Annotated in this window: 13 protein-coding genes; 10 read left to right on the top strand and 3 right to left on the bottom strand. The window is 69.5% G+C overall.

Features of this window, described 5'->3' with window-relative positions:
• Positions 1 to 652 precede the first annotated feature (652 nt).
• The gene (locus tag ACIBAE_RS25275; protein WP_399289591.1) at positions 653 to 1,480 is read right to left on the bottom strand and encodes a lipase family protein; all 828 of its coding nucleotides are present in this window, start codon (positions 1,478 to 1,480) and stop codon (positions 653 to 655) included.
• 548 nt (positions 1,481 to 2,028) lie between these two features.
• On the opposite strand from ACIBAE_RS25275, the gene ACIBAE_RS25270 reads away from it, so the two are divergent.
• The 4 genes from ACIBAE_RS25270 (at position 2,029) to ACIBAE_RS25255 (ending at position 6,369) form a co-directional block, all read left to right on the top strand.
• Positions 2,029 to 2,805 (top strand): (5-formylfuran-3-yl)methyl phosphate synthase, encoded by a 777-nt coding sequence (locus tag ACIBAE_RS25270; protein ID WP_399289589.1) that lies wholly within the window; start codon positions 2,029 to 2,031, stop codon positions 2,803 to 2,805.
• Between the two features lie 8 nt (positions 2,806 to 2,813).
• Positions 2,814 to 4,217, top strand: a complete 1,404-nt coding sequence (locus ACIBAE_RS25265) for an aldehyde dehydrogenase family protein (RefSeq protein WP_399289587.1) — start codon at positions 2,814 to 2,816, stop codon at positions 4,215 to 4,217.
• Positions 4,218 to 4,219: 2 nt separating this feature from the next.
• Positions 4,220 to 5,323 (top strand): NAD(P)-dependent alcohol dehydrogenase, encoded by a 1,104-nt coding sequence (locus ACIBAE_RS25260; RefSeq protein ID WP_399289585.1) that lies wholly within the window; start codon positions 4,220 to 4,222, stop codon positions 5,321 to 5,323.
• Positions 5,324 to 5,460: 137 nt separating this feature from the next.
• A complete protein-coding gene (locus ACIBAE_RS25255) occupies positions 5,461 to 6,369 on the top strand; it encodes a class I SAM-dependent methyltransferase (RefSeq protein ID WP_399289583.1) in 909 nt (302 codons plus the stop codon).
• 221 nt (positions 6,370 to 6,590) lie between these two features.
• Here ACIBAE_RS25255 and ACIBAE_RS25250 read toward each other — a convergent pair whose 3' ends face one another.
• Positions 6,591 to 7,283 (bottom strand): TetR/AcrR family transcriptional regulator, encoded by a 693-nt coding sequence (locus ACIBAE_RS25250; protein ID WP_399289581.1) that lies wholly within the window; start codon positions 7,281 to 7,283, stop codon positions 6,591 to 6,593.
• Between the two features lie 304 nt (positions 7,284 to 7,587).
• Between ACIBAE_RS25250 and ACIBAE_RS25245 the strand changes: the two genes are divergently transcribed.
• Positions 7,588 to 8,226: an NAD(P)-dependent oxidoreductase gene (locus tag ACIBAE_RS25245; protein ID WP_399289579.1), complete on the top strand. Its 639-nt coding sequence runs from the start codon at positions 7,588 to 7,590 to the stop codon at positions 8,224 to 8,226.
• A gap of 52 nt (positions 8,227 to 8,278) precedes the next feature.
• Entirely contained in the window at positions 8,279 to 9,316 is a 1,038-nt protein-coding gene (locus ACIBAE_RS25240) for an LLM class flavin-dependent oxidoreductase (RefSeq protein WP_399289577.1), read from the top strand.
• A 44-nt stretch (positions 9,317 to 9,360) separates the two neighbouring features.
• Here ACIBAE_RS25240 and ACIBAE_RS25235 read toward each other — a convergent pair whose 3' ends face one another.
• The gene (locus ACIBAE_RS25235; RefSeq protein ID WP_399289575.1) at positions 9,361 to 9,714 is read right to left on the bottom strand and encodes a hypothetical protein; all 354 of its coding nucleotides are present in this window, start codon (positions 9,712 to 9,714) and stop codon (positions 9,361 to 9,363) included.
• 325 nt (positions 9,715 to 10,039) lie between these two features.
• Here ACIBAE_RS25235 and ACIBAE_RS25230 point away from each other — a divergent pair, with 325 nt between their 5' ends.
• The 4 genes from ACIBAE_RS25230 to ACIBAE_RS25215 all read left to right on the top strand — a co-directional run bounded on the left by ACIBAE_RS25230 (position 10,040) and on the right by ACIBAE_RS25215 (position 15,608).
• The gene (locus tag ACIBAE_RS25230; protein WP_399289573.1) at positions 10,040 to 13,261 is read left to right on the top strand and encodes a Tn3 family transposase; all 3,222 of its coding nucleotides are present in this window, start codon (positions 10,040 to 10,042) and stop codon (positions 13,259 to 13,261) included.
• Positions 13,262 to 13,487: 226 nt separating this feature from the next.
• The gene (locus ACIBAE_RS25225; RefSeq protein ID WP_399289571.1) at positions 13,488 to 14,456 is read left to right on the top strand and encodes a GlxA family transcriptional regulator; all 969 of its coding nucleotides are present in this window, start codon (positions 13,488 to 13,490) and stop codon (positions 14,454 to 14,456) included.
• A 33-nt stretch (positions 14,457 to 14,489) separates the two neighbouring features.
• Entirely contained in the window at positions 14,490 to 15,140 is a 651-nt protein-coding gene (locus ACIBAE_RS25220; protein ID WP_399289569.1) for a DJ-1/PfpI family protein, read from the top strand.
• Between the two features lie 276 nt (positions 15,141 to 15,416).
• Complete coding sequence (locus ACIBAE_RS25215) at positions 15,417 to 15,608, top strand: hypothetical protein (RefSeq protein WP_399289567.1); 192 nt, start codon at positions 15,417 to 15,419, stop codon at positions 15,606 to 15,608.
• Positions 15,609 to 15,700: the final 92 nt, after the last annotated feature.

The raw sequence follows: 15,700 nt of genomic DNA, 5'->3' as shown, positions 1-15,700 counted from the left end.
CCGGGGGGGGGTCGCCCCGGCCCCGCCCCCCCCCCCCCCCCCCGGGCGGGGGGCCCCCCCCCCCCCCCCCCCCGGGGGGGGGGGGGGGCCCCCGCGCCCCGCCCCCGACGTGAAGACGTCCACCCCCGGCCCACCCCGCATGGCGCGAAGAACGAGCCGGTAGCCCGTCACGCGGCCTTGGCCGGATCCTGGCCCCAGGAGCGGACGGAGAGGTCCGAGGCCAGGGCAGCGGCCGAACGACGCCGTTACCTCCGAGGCTGGGCGAAGGCCGAGCGTGCCCAACGCCGGGCCACCGCAGACCCGCGCCCCAGCACCAAAACTCCACCGACCCGACACCTGGACGGCCACCGGGCGCGAGGAACGGGAGCCGGACATCCGCTACGGCGTGGGCGAACCCTCCGCCGCGAGATCACACTTATCGCCAGCAACGTGAGTGTTCGAAACCTTGGCTCGCTCGGTGCTGGGTCGTCCGATGTGCAAGCGCCGCGCGCCGCCGGGTGCTCCGCCCGCGAGAGTAGGTAAGACGTACCGCAGCGTTGTCATGACCCGCTCTCTGTGACGACACAGTCCCCCTCATGCCCAGGGGCATGCCGAGTGCGGACCGGCTCCGTTCCGTCGGCCGCCGGCGAAGCCGGCCGACCCGGCGCGATGTTCAGCCGGCCCCGGCGAGATTCTTCTCGAACGCGGCCAGGTAGTTCGGCAGGTGGTGATCCTTGACGGCATCGGTCTCAGGGGCGAACAGGTCGGCGCGCAGTCCCTTGGCCCGGTCCAGCAGGCGCGCCGTCAGCGGCATGGTCTCGTGGAGCCTGCCGTCGGCATCGAAGTAGCGGAGCGTGTCGACGTGCGTGTAGACGGGCTCGGGCGGCAGATGCGGAACGATGTCGTTGTTGTTGACGAAGCGATAGCAGCGTTTCGTGAAAGCCTTGTTGTGTACGCCTGCCAGCAGCCGTTCGCAGGTGCGGGGCTGGCCGAACGTGTAGACGCCGTCGGGCAGCAGCCGCGGCTCCTCGAAGTACCAGCGGGTGCCGGCCAGCATCGCGAGGGCCCCGCCGAGGCTGTGGCCGGTGAACCAGACACTCTGCCCATCGGTACGCAGCTCCCGGATGGTGTCGCGGATCAGGGGGTAGACCGACTGCAGGGCTTGGTGGAAGCCGTAGTGCACGAAGCCCTTGTTCGCCGGACCGGGAACGGGCGGGGTCTCGACATCGGTCAGCCAGTCGTAGATCTTCAGGACCTCGGTGCCCCGAAAACCGGAGACGATCATGCGGTCACTGGCCATGACGTAGGCCTGGGTGTCCTCGATCGGGAACGGCATCCGATGCGTCGACTCGAAGTACCGGACCTCGCCGAAGCCCCACGCGGAGGCCTGGGCCTCGATGCCCGCTCGGTCCAGCGACGCCAGTCCGGCCGCCTGAGCCATCCAGTAGGCGTGCGGGAGGGAGTAGCGGGTCGTCGAATGATCCAGGGCGGGAATGGTCAACGGGTTCCTCCGGAAAGCCGCGGCACGTTGCCCAGCAACCTAGCCTCGTGTACGAACCCAGAGGTACCGCCCGTGCCCGCGACCACCCGTACGGACGCAGCGCTCCCGTACCTGGTGATCCGCCGGCGGATCCCGATCGGGACACGGTCGTCGTCGCGGGCGGCGGAGGTGGCCTGTTCAGCCACGGCTCCGACACCACGGCTCCGACACCTCGGCTCCGACACCTCGGTGTCGACCACCTCGGTGTCGACCGCGGTGCGGCCGTCGCGGCGGAGACACGGCCTCTCGACCCTGCCGGGTGTGCTTCCCCTGCCCTGGTCACGGAGCTTGTGGACCCGGAGTTCACCAAGATCGGAGCGTCCGGCAGGCGCCGGCCGCGCGCGGCTGGCGCGAACCGGCGTGGACGGCGCGCTGGGGGGCGCGGGCACGTCATGGCAATGACCCGTTCGGGCTCCGCGCGCCCTGCCCAGGGACACGGGCCGCGGCAATGATGGGCAGACCGCACGTGATTCAGGCGACTCCGCACACCTGCCTTCTGGCAGGTGGACATGCGACGGAAGGAATCCACGTTGTTGCTTCTCATCTCCCCGGACGGCGTCGAGGAGGCTCTCGACTGCGCGAAGGCGGCTGAGCATCTCGACATCGTCGATGTCAAGAAGCCCGACGAGGGATCGCTCGGTGCGAACTTCCCGTGGGTCATCAGGGAGATCCGCGATGCGGTTCCGGCGGACAAGCCGGTGTCCGCCACTGTGGGTGACGTACCGTACAAGCCCGGCACCGTGGCCCAGGCGGCGCTCGGTGCAGTTGTCTCCGGAGCCTCCTACATCAAGGTCGGCCTCTACGGATGCACGACGCCCGAACAGGCCATCGATGTCATGCGAGGGGTCGTCCGGGCGGTGAAGGACTATCGTCCGGAGGCGTTCGTCGTCGCCTCGGGCTACGCCGACGCCCACCGGATCGGCTGCGTCAATCCGCTCGCGCTGCCCGACATCGCCCGCCGCTCCGGCTCCGACGCGGCCATGCTCGACACTGCGATCAAGGACGGGACACGACTGTTCGACCACGTTCCGCCCGACGTCTGCGCGGAGTTCGTCCGGCTGGCCCACGAGGCCGATCTGCTCGCCGCCCTCGCGGGCAGCGTCACGCTGGGAGATCTCAGCGCGCTGACCCGCATCGGCACGGACATCGTGGGGGTGCGTGGGGCGGTCTGTGAGGGGGGTGACCGCAACACCGGAAGGATTCAGCCGCAGCTGGTGGCCGCTTTCCGGGCGGAGATGGACCGGCACGCCCGGGAATACGCGGCTGCCGTCGCCGCCGCGAGCTGACCGCCGGTATGCCGACGAGTCAGCCCCTTCGGGCCCCCGGGAACCGCGGCGAGCGCTTCGCCGTCGTCGATCCGGCAACGGGCGAGGCCTTCGACGAGGCTCCCGACCAGCGGCCGGACGAGCTGGACGCCGTCGTCGACCGGGCCCACGAGGCCTGGCGCAGCTGGCGGAACGACCCCGTCGCCCGTACCACCGCGTTGCTCGCGGCAGCCGACGCCGTGGAGGCGGCCGGGACCGACATCGCTCCGCTGCTCACCCGTGAACAGGGCAAACCCCTGGCAGAGTCGTACGCGGAGATCGCCCGCGCGGCAGCCCGCCTGCGCTACTTCGCTGAACTGGACCCCGGGTGCCGGCCGATCACGGACGGTCGGCCGGTACGCAGTGAGATCCGCTGGCGATCGCTCGGCCCCATCGCCGCGATCGTTCCGTGGAACTTTCCCCTCCAGCTCGCGTCGGCGAAGTTCGCGCCCGCCCTCGCCGCGGGCAACACGATGGTGCTCAAACCCTCCCCCTCCACGCCCCTCGCCACCCGGCTGCTGGGGTCCGTCATCTCCACCGCCCTCCCCGAGGACGTACTGACGATCGTCACCGGTCGCGAACCCCTCGGCGCCCGCCTCGCGTCCCATCCGGGGATCCGCCATGTGACCTTCACCGGTTCGATCCCCACCGGGCGGGCCGTCGCGGAGGGCGCGGCGGCCTCGCTCGCCCGGGTCACCCTGGAGCTGGGCGGTAACGATGCCGCCATCCTGCTGGAGGATGTGGACGTGGAGCGGATCGCGGACCGGTTGTTCTGGGCGGCGTTCCGCAACTGCGGGCAGGTCTGTATGGCGGTCAAGCGCGTCTACGCCCCCGCCCGGCTCTACCCCCAGGTGGTCGAGGCCCTCGCACAGTGCGCGAAGACCGTCGTCGTCGGGGCCGGGCTCGACCCGGGCTCGCAGCTGGGGCCGGTCAACAACGCCCCCCAACTGGAGCGGGTCGAGCGCTACACGGCCCAGGCGCTGGCGGACGGTGCCAGAGCCGCGGCCGGTGGCCACCGAATGGACCGGCCGGGCTACTTCTTCGCCCCGACGATCCTGGCCGATGTCCCGTCCGACAGCCCGGTGGTGGCGGAGGAGCAGTTCGGTCCGGTCCTGCCGGTGCTGCCGTACGGGAGCCTCGACGAAGCCGTCGAGGCGGCCAACGACACCGGCTTCGGGCTGGGCGGCTCGGTATGGGGGACCGACCTCGACCGGGCCGAGGCGGTGGCCGACCGGCTGGAGTGCGGGACGGCGTGGATCAACCACCACGCCGAACTGTCCCTCGCCCAGCCCTTCGCGGGCATCAAGGAGAGTGGTGTCGGCGTCGCGGGCGGGCCGTGGGGGCTCTACGGAAACCTCAGGCCGTTCGTCGTACACCGTCCGCAGGAGGCGTGACGATGAGGTTCGACGCGGCCGTACTGCGCTCGTACGAGAGCCGTTTCGCCGTCGAGGAGGTGATGCTGAACGGGGGGCCGGCCGACGGCGAGATCCTGGTCAGGATCGCGGGCTGCGGGATGTGCCGGACCGATCTCGCGGTCCGGCGTTCGGCGGGCCGCTCACCGCTGCCGGCGGTGCTCGGCCACGAAGGGGCCGGGGTCGTGGTGGAGACGGGCGGCCCGGACACCGGCCTGAGCGTCGGCGACCATGTCGTGCTGAGCTTCGACTCCTGCGGACGCTGCCGGAACTGTATGGGCGCGGCCCCCGCCTACTGTGACTCCTTCGCCTCGCTCAACCTCTTCGGAGGGCGCGAGGAGAACGCGGCGCGGTTCACCGACGCGGCCGGGTGCGAACTGGCCCCCCGGTGGTTCGGCCAGTCCTCGTTCGCCGAGTACGCGATGGTGCCGGCCCGCAACGCCGTCCGGGTCGATCCCACGCTGCCCATCGAGCTGCTCGGACCGCTCGGCTGCGGCTTCCTCACCGGCGCCGGAGCGGTCTTCAACTCCTTCGCGGCGGGCCCCGGCGACAGCATCGCGGTCTTCGGCGCGGGAGCGGTGGGCCTGGCCGCGGTGATGGCGGCCACCGCCGCCGGGGCGGTGGCCGTGGCCGTCGACCGGCACCCCGAACGGCTGGCCCTCGCCGAGCGGCTCCGCGCGATCCCGCTGCACGCCGCATCGGACGGTCTGCCCGACCGCATTCAGCAACTGACCGACGGCGGCGCGCAGTACGCGCTGGACACCACGGGCTCCGCCCAGCTGATCAACAACGCGCTCCGGGCTCTGCGCCCGACCGGCCACCTCGGCCTGGTGGCACGGCTCCACACCGCGCTGCCGCTCGAACCGGGGGCACTGGACCGGGGCCGGAGGATCTCCCACATCTGCGAGGGGGACGCGGTGCCGGGACTGCTGATTCCGCGGCTGATCGCGCTGTGGCAGGCCGAGCGGTTTCCCTTCGACCAACTGATTCGTACGTACCCGCTCGCCGACATCAACGAGGCCGAACGTGACTGCGACGCGGGCCGTGTGGTGAAACCTGTCCTGGTTCCGGAGGGGAGGGGCCGATGAGCCGGGTGGCCGCAGGGCCGCGCGCCCTCGGACACGCCCCCGAGGAACGGGTCACTCAGAGCTGCGGCGTCGCGCGTTCACCGCACATCCATCCTTTCCTCGCTGTTCGGGGTCTCTGCTCGCGCCAAGGAGGACACATGGTCGGCACAGTGCATCGGGACACCGGTGTGGAGGACGTGGAAGGGGGTGTCGGCCTGACCGCTCTCATGGTCGCCGCGGCACGCGCGATCGAGACCCACCGCCACGACAGCCTGGCACGGGACGTCTACGCAGAGCACTTCGTGCTCGCCGCACCGGCCTCAGCGGGCTGGCCGGTCCGCATGCAACAGGTTCCGGACGGGGACGCGAATCCGCTGTGGGGGCGATTCGCGCGTTACTTCGGTCTGCGGACGAGGGTCCTCGACGACTTTCTCCTCCGGTCGGTACACGCCGGGGGCGCCCGCCAAGTGGTCCTGCTCGGGGCCGGGTTGGATTCACGGGCGTTCCGACTCGAATGGCCTCCCGGCTGTGTGATCTTCGAGATCGACAGGGAAGGCGTGCTGGCGTTCAAGCACAAGGTCCTCGGCGGACTGTCGCCCACCCCGAAGGCAGCGCGCGTACCGATCCCGGTCGATCTGCGCGCCGACTGGGTCGGAGCGCTGGCCGACGCCGGCTTCGACACGGCCGCACCAAGCGTCTGGCTGGCCGAGGGGTTGCTGTTCTACCTGCCCAACGCCGCCGAGACGTACCTCATCGACACCGTGGACCGGTTGAGCACGGGGGGAAGCGCTCTGGCGTTCGAGGTCAAGATCGAGAAGGACTTGCTGGAATACCGCGACAGCCCGCTCTACACCTCGACGAAACAGCAGATCGGCATCGACCTGCTCAACCTGTTCGATGGAGAGCCGCGGCCCGACTCCGCAGGCGATCTGGCGGCCAAGGGCTGGTCCACATCGGTCCACACCCCCTTCCACTTCACCCGTCAGCACGGACGTGGCCCGCTGCCCGAGCAGAACGACGCGCTGGCGGGCAACCGGTGGGTGTTCGCGAACAAGCCCCGGCCGTAACGCTGCCGTCAGACGGACCGGCCGCCTCATGGACGCCGTCGCCGCCCGGCTGAACGCCCCTGCCGGGGAGGGCGTACCGACACCGGCAGCGGTGTTCGGCAAGGACAACCGGATCACCACCTTCACCCCGGCGATGGGTGGCTCGGCGAGCGCGGGCGGCCGCCGGCGGTGTCGGCGGTGTCGGCGGTGTCGGCGGCGGCGCCGTCACCGCTGATCTGCGTTCAGGGGGTGTTGCGGGGGCGGCCGAGGCGGATCATCGCGCGGTAGAGGGCGGTGGGCGTGGGGGTGTTCGGCAGGGGTGGAGTGTCGGTGCCGGGGGTGGCGTAGGCGCGGAGCAGTTGGCCGGTCAGGCGGCGCCAGGTGTCGGGGGCGGCGTCGCCGGTGGCGGCGATGACGCCGGCGTTGGCCATGAGCAGGATGACGACGTCCTGGTGGGTGAAGTCGTCGCGCAGGTGCCCGGAGCGCTGGGCACGGGTGATGAGTTCGACAACGCCGTGGTAAGAGGCGGCACGGCGTTCTTCGAGGGCTTTGGCTGCGGGGAAGGTCATGGTCAGGACGTCGGCGAAGCCGCGGTCGGCGGCCTGCATGGCGCAGATGGCTGCGATGTAGCGGGTGAAGCCGTGCCAGGGGTCGGGGTCGGCGAGGGCTTCGGTGACGGCGGCGGTGTAGGCGTCCATGCGGTCGGCGAAGACCGCCGCGATGAGTTCTTCGCGGGTGGCGAAGCGGCGGGAGAGGGTCGCTTTGCCGACGTCGGCCTCGCGGGCGACGGCGGCCATGGAGACGCTGAGTCCCTCGGCGGCGTAGAGGCGGCGGGCGGCGGCCAGGATGCGGTCGCGGTTGCGTTCGGCGTCGGCGCGCAGTCCCGGTTCGGGTTGTTGGCCTGGGGTTTCGGCGGGAACTGCGGAGGCGGTCATGCCTCCACTGTACCTAAGTGGAATGCCCTTCCCGTTTATGTTGTTACGCTGGGATCATGGAAACGGGAAGGCCGTTCCACTTCTGCTGAGAGTGATCGCCGTGCGTGCTGTGACTCTGGACTCCGTGCCGGCGCCCCCTGTCGTGGGTGATGTCGAGACGGTTCTCCTCTCTGGTGCCACCGGCGCGGCCGGTTCGGCCCCTACTCCTTCTGACCCCGCCCCGCGCAGCCCCGGGGCCGGACCGCACCCGCGGGCCGGTCCCGGACACAGCCCCCGCTCACTTCCCCGGCAAGGAGCCACTCTGATGCGTGTCACCGTCTTCGGCGCGACCGGCGGCATCGGCCGTCTCACCGTCCAGCGGCTGCTGGACGGGGGACACCACGTCACCGCACTCGTACGCACCCCCGCCAAACTCACCCTCACTCACCCGGACCTGACCATCACCACCGGTCAGCTCTCCGACCCCGCCGCTGTCCGCAAGGCCGTAGCAGGCGCCGACGCGGTGATCAGCGCCCTCGGCCCGTCCCTGCAACGCTCAGCGACCGGTGCCCCGTTGGCCGAAGGCACCCGGAACATCGTGACGGCGATGGAGACCGAGCAAGTAACCCGCTTCATCGGGCTCGCCACCCCCTCGCTGGCCGACCCGAAGGACAAGCCGCACTGGAAACACAAGGTGCTGCCCGTCATGGCCAAGCTGATGTTCCCCCACGCGCTGGCCGAACTGACCGGCATGACCGGGGCCGTCACCGGCTCCGGCCTCGACTACACCATCGCCCGGATCACCAACCCCACGAATAAGCCCGCCACCGGCCACACCCGCTCCGGGTTCCTCGGCCACGACAAGGTCGGCTCCGCGATGCCCCGCGCGGACATCGCCGCCTTCCTCGTCGCCCAGCTCACCGACACCCGCTACCGGCGCGCCATGCCGGCCATCAGCAACTGACCACCCCGGGAGCACCACCCCTGGTGCTCCCCGCAACCGTATGGAGTGCGCCGTGGAACTCGGCATCCTGTCCCTGTCAGACCTGCAGACCGACCCCGCCACCGGCAAGCTCCACCATCCCGCCACCCGCACCCGCGAGATCGTCTCCTACGGCGTCGCCGCCGACCAGGCAGGCCTCGACATCTTCGCCCTCGGTGAGCACCACAGCCCCGACTTCGCCGTCGCCAACCCCGCCATCCCGCTCGCCGCCATCGCCCAGGCCACCAGCAACATCCGCCTCACCAGTGCCGTCTCGGTCCTGTCCACCCTCGACCCGGTCCGCCTCCACCAGGACTTCGCCTCCCTCGACCTCATCAGCGGCGGACGCGCCGAGATCATCGCCGGACGCAGCGCCTTCCTCGAAGCCTTCGCCCTCTTCGGCGTCGACCCCGCCGACTACGACGACGTCTTCGCGGAGAAACTCGGCCTGCTGCTCGCGATCCGCGACAACGAACACGTCACCTGGACCGGGCGCCACCGTCCCGCCCTGCACGGCCTCCCCGTCCCGCCCCGCCCGCAGCAGGACAAGCTGCCCCTGTGGCTCGGCGTCGGCGGCACCCCCGCCAGCGCGGAGCGCGCCGGACGGCTCGGCCTGCCCATGGTCCTCGGCCTCATAGGCGGCGACGTCCGCGGCGTCCGCCCCCTCATCGAGCACTACCGCGCCGTCGGCCAGGCGGCCGGTCACGCGCCCGATGCCCTCCGCCTCGGCCTGACCAGCCACTTCTACGTCGGCAAAACCTCCCAGGCCGCCCGCCAGGACCTCTACCCCCACTACCGCGAATACCTGCGCCCCAAGACCTCGGGCGGGCGTGGCTGGCTCATCGGGCCCGACCAGTTCCAGGCCGTCTCCAGCCCTTTCGGCGCCCTGATGACCGGCAGTCCTCAGGAAGTCATCGACAAGATCCTCACCGAACGCGAACTCCTCGGCGTCGACCGCTTCATGGGCCAGATCGACTTCGGCGGCATGCCCGCCCACATGGTCAACGGCTCGATCGAACTCCTCGCCACCGAAGTCGCCCCCGCCATCCGCAAGGAAACAGAACGCAGGTGAACGGCCTGCGGGCAGTGTGAGGTCGGTGGTCACAGGGTCAACCCTCAATGGTGTCTGCGACAGGCCCTTCGTCCCGGCCGACGTCCATGGCAGCCGCTCGTGTGCACGGTGTCCGGGGTGGTGGCCGACGGGCGCAGCGTCCACGGCGCCGCCAACCGGCGCGCGGCGGACACGGACTCCAGCGCGGCCCGGCGCCGCCGGTACGGCCACGCGGTCGTCCCGTTGCCGGACCGCCGCAGCGGATCGGACGCGACGAAATGGGCCGGTCGCTCGGCTGCGGCCCGGGCCGCACCGGGCCCTCGCCGCCGGGGCCGGTTCTGCAGCCGCTCGTAGGGGAGCCGGCCCCTCTCCCACACGACCAGCTCGCCGTCCAGCGCGGTCGCGTCCGGCAGCTGCACGGCCCCGGCCCCGCGATCTCCGGTAACGCCGCCGACGTCGAGGTGCCGCGCCTGGAGAGCAGTACGACCCGGTTCGCGTCGACGGAGAGAAGGGCGCGAATCCGTCCCACTTCGGCTCTCCCGCCCATCCCGCCCGCAGAGCGGGATCGGGCACGGGTATGGCCGGCATCGGCTCCGGCAGCGTCCATGTGAGGGGTGTGACCGAGATACGCGCCAAAGGGGCAACGGGATGATCTTGAAGCCCTGAGTGCCCGTCGGCCGTCACCCATTCGGCTCAGTGTCGTTGGTGGTGATGTTGAGCGTCGTCTGGGGCCTGGGGTGGGTTGTGACATCGATTGAACGGACCGCGTATCCGCGGTTCAAGCGGCTGATCACCGCGCATGAGCTGCATCTGTTCTTCTCCCCGAGCCGCGATGAGCTGGAGTGGGCGGCCGATGCCACGGACTGCGATGAGCATCTGCTGGCCCTGCTGCTGATGCTGAAGTCGTACCGGCGTATGGGATGTTTCCCGGCGCTGGAGGACGTCCCGGAGATGGTGGTGGACTTCGTCCGGCGGGCAGTGGATTTGCCGGAGGGCACGCTGCCTGTGTATCGGGCGGAGCGGACCGCCAAGCACCACCGGAGCCTGGTCCGCAAGCAGGCCGGTGTGACGTACGACCAGGCCAAGGCCCGGCAGATCGTCGAGCAGTCGATCCGCAAGGAAGCCGCAGCGAAGAACCGCCCGGCGGACCTCATCAACATCGCGCTGGAGAAGGTCGTGGAGGCCGGACTGGAGCTGCCCGGGTTCTCCACCTTCGACAAGATGGCCTCGAAAATCCGCACCGAGGTGAACGCCTCGATTCGTACGGGCATCCACGACCGCATGAGCGCCGCTCAGCGGGCGGGGCTCATGCGGCTGCTGGAGGAGCGCGACAGCGACGGGATAACACTGTTCAACCGGCTGAAGAAGCCCGCCAAGGGCCCGACCTGGTCGCACTTCAAGAACCTGACCAAGCGTCTGGAATGGCTGGACGAGCTGGGCGACACCGACGTGTGGATGGACGGAGTCGCTGCCGGGAAGGTCACCGACTTCGCCGGCGAGGCGGACGCGGCGGACGGCTCGGAGCTGCGGGACTTCGTCCCCGTCAAACGCATCGCGCTAGTCGCCGCTCTGACGCACAAGGCGAGAATGCGGGTGCGGGACGACCTCGCGACGATGTTCTGCAAGCGCGTGGCGATGAAGATCAAGAAGGCCAAGGCGGAGCTGGAGGAGATCCGGCTCGCCGAGCGGGAGATCGTCGAGTCCCTGATCGGGAACTACCGCACCGTGCTCAAGCACATCGACGAGGGCGGCCCGGCCCAGGAGGCGCTCACGAAGGCCGCGGCCATGACCGCCGAGGTCCACCAGGCCCTGGATGGTCTGGACGAGGAGGCGTCGGTTGACGAGGTCGCGACGCGGCTGGAGGGCAGGGTTTCCCCGGCAGTCCTCGCCCTGGTGAAGGCCCAGGTGGTGCAGGCTGGCGGGTTCGGCGCGGTCACCCGCGCGGTGGACGGCTTCGGTGGATTCGCGAAGCAGTACGAGCAGATCGAGAAGGTCTCTGCCCACCACGGCAACTTCTGGGAAGTGCTGCTGTACGGGCAGATCGGCCGGGACCGGGCGGTGATGTTCGACCTGGCCGACAACGACAAGCTGAAGTTCACCGCGACCAGCGAGGACAGCCGGGTGCTGGACGCCCTCGCGCACGCCCAGCGGCACCAGGCGGCCCGCGGCGAGTACATCACCGCCTTCAACGAGGAGGGCAAGGAGGTCGACATCTCCTTCGCCACCCAGAACTGGCGCAAGGCCGTCCTCGACAAGAACCGGACCGGGCAGTTCGTCCGCAAGCACTTCGAGGCGATGGTCTTCACCGCGCTCGCCGAGGAACTGCGCACCGGCGACGTCGCGGTGGTCGGCTCGGAGGAGTACGCCGACTGGTCCGAGCAACTGCTGGCCTGGGAGGTCGTCCAGGAGACGCTGGGGTCCTACCTGGTGGAGGTCGGCCTCGCCGAGGCGGGCGAGAGCGCCGAGTTCGACGCGAAGTTCTTCCGCCGGCAGCTGGAGGACAAGCTGCGAGGCGCCGCCGCTGCGGCGGACGCCCGGTACCCGGAGAACGAGGGCCTGGTGATCGATCCGGAGACGGGCATCCCGTCGCTGAAGGCGTTCCGGGCTGACGGCCAGCGGCCCTCGGCGAAGCGGCTGGAGCAGGAGATCAAGGCCAGGATGCCGGAGCGTTCCCTGATGGGGATCGTGGCCCGGACCGCGTACTGGGTGGAGTGGTGGCGCCGTTTCGGCCCCCCGTCGGGCAACGAGCCCAAGCTCACCGACCCCTTGGGCCGCTACGTGATCGTCACGTTCGTCAAGGGCACCAACATGGGCCCGTACGAGGCCGCCCGGCACATCCCCGGCGTGAGCGGGCACGAGCTGTCGTACGTCGCCAACAAGCACTTCTCGATCGTGCTGCTGAACGAGGCGATCGCCGACCTGGTGAACGCGCATGCCCGCCTGGACATCTCGCAGGCATGGGGCGACGGCACCGCCGTCGCGGCGGACGGCACCCACATGGACACCTATCTCGACAACCTGCTCTCCGAGACGAGCGTGAGGTACGGCAAGCCTGGCGGCATCGCCTACCACCACGTCTCTGACACCTACATCGCGCTGTTCACGCACTTCATCCCGTGCGGGGTGTGGGAGGCCGTCTACATCATCGAGGGCCTGCTGAAGAACACCAGCGAGGTGCAGCCGACCACGGTGCACGCGGATACCCAAGGCCAGAGCTTCCCCGTCTTTGCGCTCGCCCACCTGCTGGGCTTCGACCTGATGCCCAGGATCAGGAACTGGAAGGAACTGACCTTCTACCGGCCCTCCAAGCAGACGGAGTACGTGCACATCGACGCCCTGTTCGGCGAGCCGGGCAAGAACGTCATCGACTTCGACCTGATCGAGTCCCAGTTCCGCCACCTGATGCGCGTGGCCGTCTCCGTACGCGAGGGCACCATCTCCTCCTCCACACTGCTCAAGCGGCTGCGCTCCGGGTCGAGGAAGAACGCCACCTACGCCGCCTTCCGCGAGGTCGGCCGCGTGATCCGCACCGTCCAGCTCCTGCGCTACCTCTCGGACGCGCCGCTGCGCCGACGGGTGACCGCAGCGACCAACAAGGTCGAGTCGTTCAACCGGTTCTCCCAGTGGATCGGCTTCGGCAACCGCGGCGTCATCGCCGACAACGACCCCATCGAGCAGGAGAAGGCGATGAAGTTCAACGCGCTGCTCACCAACTCGGTGATCTTCCACAACGCCCTGGACATCGCGGAGATCGTGCGGCAGTTGCTGGAGGAGGGATGGGAGATCGACCCGGAAGACCTGGCGCACATCTCGCCGTACCTGACCGAACACATCAACCGGTTCGGCGAGTACTCCACCCACGAACTCGGCATCCAGCCCGACGACTATGACCCGAAGCTCGACGTCGACTTCGCTCCGCTGCGCGAGCAGGACCTGACCGCTACCGGCCTTGGTCAGGCCGCTTGATGCCGAGCGCTGCCGGAAGGGGACTAAGGCGAGGCCCCCTACGCATGGGCCGGTGGCTGTACACAGCCGAGCGGGGCCGCGCCGTCGTCGGCCTGGTCCCGTTCGTGAGTGGTGAAAGCTGACCGAGCCACGGGGAGAGCGCATCCCCGCCTGGCCGCCAGACAGTGGCGGGAATCGTCATATCTGTGTCCTTGCCGCCATTAGGGGTTGTGACCACGATGGATGGGTGAGCATCCGACGCATCGTCTTCGCCGTCTTTCCGGATTTTCAGATCCTCGACCTGACCGGACCTCATGAGGTGTTCACACAGGCGGGACGTCTCACCGGTGGCGTCGTCCTCGAAACTGTGGCTGCTGCGCCCGGTCCGGTGCTCTCCAGCGGCGGTCTCGCGGTCTCCCCGACCCTGACAATCGATGAAGCTGCTGGGCCGGTGGACACGCTCATCGCCGTGGGTGGCTGGGGTATCCACCGGGCTTGCGAGGACGGACACTTCGTGGACTGGTTCGCCCGGACCGCCCACCGTGCGCGCCGTACTGCCTCAGTGTGCAGCGGTGCCTTCCTGCTGGGCGCCGCCGGGCTCCTCGACGGGCGGCGCGCTGTCACTCACTGGTCGCGCTGCGACCAGCTCGCCGAGCAGTATCCGCAGGTCACGGTCGACCCCGACCCGATCTTCGTCCGCGACGGTGAGGTGTGGACCTCGGCCGGTATCACTGCGGGCATGGACCTCGCGCTCGCCATGACCGAAGACGACCACGGGCCCGAGATTTCCCGCGCTATCGCCCGCCAGATGGTGATGTTCGTCCAACGTCCTGGAGGACAGGCGCAATTCAGCGCCCAGCTCGCCGCCCAGCGCCCGGAGCGGGCACCGTTGCGCGACATCCTCGACTGGATCGCCGACCACCCCGACTGCGACCTTGGCGTGCCCGCCCTCGCGGCACGTGCCGCGATGAGCGAACGAAACTTCACCCGCGTCTTCCGTGCGGAGACCGGCCACACCCCCGCCGCATACGTCGAAAGCGCCCGTATCGAGGCCGCGAGACGGCTCCTTGAGACCACCTCCGCCACCCTGGAATCGGTGGCGCACGCCTGCGGGTTCGGAACCGTCGAGACCCTGCACCGCAGTTTCAAGCGGACGCTCCAGGTCACCCCCGGCGAGTACCGCAAGCATTTCTCCGCGTACACCACCACTGTCTGACGCCGGCGGTGGCCACCTCCGAAAGGCACACTTATGCGTATCGTCATCCCGCTCTTCGACGGATTCACTGCGCTCGACGTTGTCGGCCCGTACGAAATCCTTCGCATGCTGCCGGAAGCCGACGTCGTCTTCTCCGCCAACGCTCCAGGCCCTTGCACGGACGGCGAGGGCCATCTCCTCCTCCTCGCCACGGCCTCCTTCCAGGACGTCGTGGAAGCCGACGTCCTGGTGGTGCCCGGTGGTCCGGGCGCACGTCGCAGCCTCACCGACGAGTCGCTGCTCGGCTGGATCCGTCGCATCCACGCCACCACCATGTGGACCACGTCGGTGTGCACCGGTTCTCTGCTGCTCGGTGCGGCTGGCCTGCTCGACGGGCTGGAGGCCACCACTCACTGGGGGGCTGTCGACACCTTGGAGTCGTACGGCGCCACCTACACAGAGCGTCGCGTCGTGGAGCAGCCCGGCGGCATTGTCACCGCCGCCGGGGTTTCCTCGGGCATCGACATGGCACTGCGACTTGCTGAACTCATCGCGGGACGGGTAGCCGCCGAGGCGTTCCAACTCGCCATCGAGTACGACCCTCAACCCCCCTTCGACTCCGGCTCGTATGCCAAGGCGTCCCAGGAAGCGAAGAACTACCTAGCGGCACGCCCGCGCCGCACGGCCAGGCCCGCGTCCGTATAGCTACGGGCAAGTGTCGTGTAGCACTGCGTAACGCTCAGGTCCGCAGTCGACGCGAGGGTCGACGGCACAGCGGATGGCGGTAGCAGTCGCTCCGCTTCGAGGTCGGCTTATCGCACTTCCGCTGCCAGATGGCTCGCCAGGGTGGTGCCGCAGTAAATGCCGGATTTACTGCGGCAGAGCCCCTACCGTGATCATCGCGACCTGCGGCGGGGCATTCCGGCCGCCGGGGTGAGGTGTACGCATTTACTGCGGCAGCACCGGGAGGGCGGAGCGGGCATGACGATCGAACCGGTGACCGAACTCGGGAGCAGTGGCGCATTGCGGTTGCCGCGCGCCCGCGTCGTGCCCAAGTCCGCCCCTCCCGCGTCGTACATCGCGGCGGTCGAGCGCTACCTCACCGGCGCGGGCATCGCGAAGTCCTCCGCGCGTATCTACCGGATCTCGCTGACGACCTGGGGGTGGATGTGACAAATCCGTTAGTGATCACTAGATGAGTGACGTGCTGACCTGGGTGTCTAGTGATCATTTCGAGATTTCTGCTGTGGTGTGGTGCGTCTCCG

The sequence above is a fragment of the Streptomyces sp. NPDC051569 genome, from assembly GCF_044454085.1.
In the GTDB taxonomy this organism is placed as follows: domain Bacteria; phylum Actinomycetota; class Actinomycetes; order Streptomycetales; family Streptomycetaceae; genus Streptomyces.
This window is presented reverse-complemented; position numbering and strand designations above follow the sequence as displayed.

Coding starts and splice junctions, on each gene's coding strand:
- ACIBAE_RS25260 (WP_399289585.1), top strand. CDS start 4,220: ATGAGGTTCGACGCGGCCGTACTGCGCTCGTACGAGAGCCGTTTCGCC.
- ACIBAE_RS25270 (WP_399289589.1), top strand. CDS start 2,029: ATGCGACGGAAGGAATCCACGTTGTTGCTTCTCATCTCCCCGGACGGC.
- ACIBAE_RS25215 (WP_399289567.1), top strand. CDS start 15,417: ATGACGATCGAACCGGTGACCGAACTCGGGAGCAGTGGCGCATTGCGG.
- ACIBAE_RS25255 (WP_399289583.1), top strand. CDS start 5,461: ATGGTCGGCACAGTGCATCGGGACACCGGTGTGGAGGACGTGGAAGGG.
- ACIBAE_RS25265 (WP_399289587.1), top strand. CDS start 2,814: ATGCCGACGAGTCAGCCCCTTCGGGCCCCCGGGAACCGCGGCGAGCGC.
- ACIBAE_RS25245 (WP_399289579.1), top strand. CDS start 7,588: ATGCGTGTCACCGTCTTCGGCGCGACCGGCGGCATCGGCCGTCTCACC.
- ACIBAE_RS25220 (WP_399289569.1), top strand. CDS start 14,490: ATGCGTATCGTCATCCCGCTCTTCGACGGATTCACTGCGCTCGACGTT.
- ACIBAE_RS25250 (WP_399289581.1), bottom strand. CDS start 7,283: ATGACCGCCTCCGCAGTTCCCGCCGAAACCCCAGGCCAACAACCCGAA.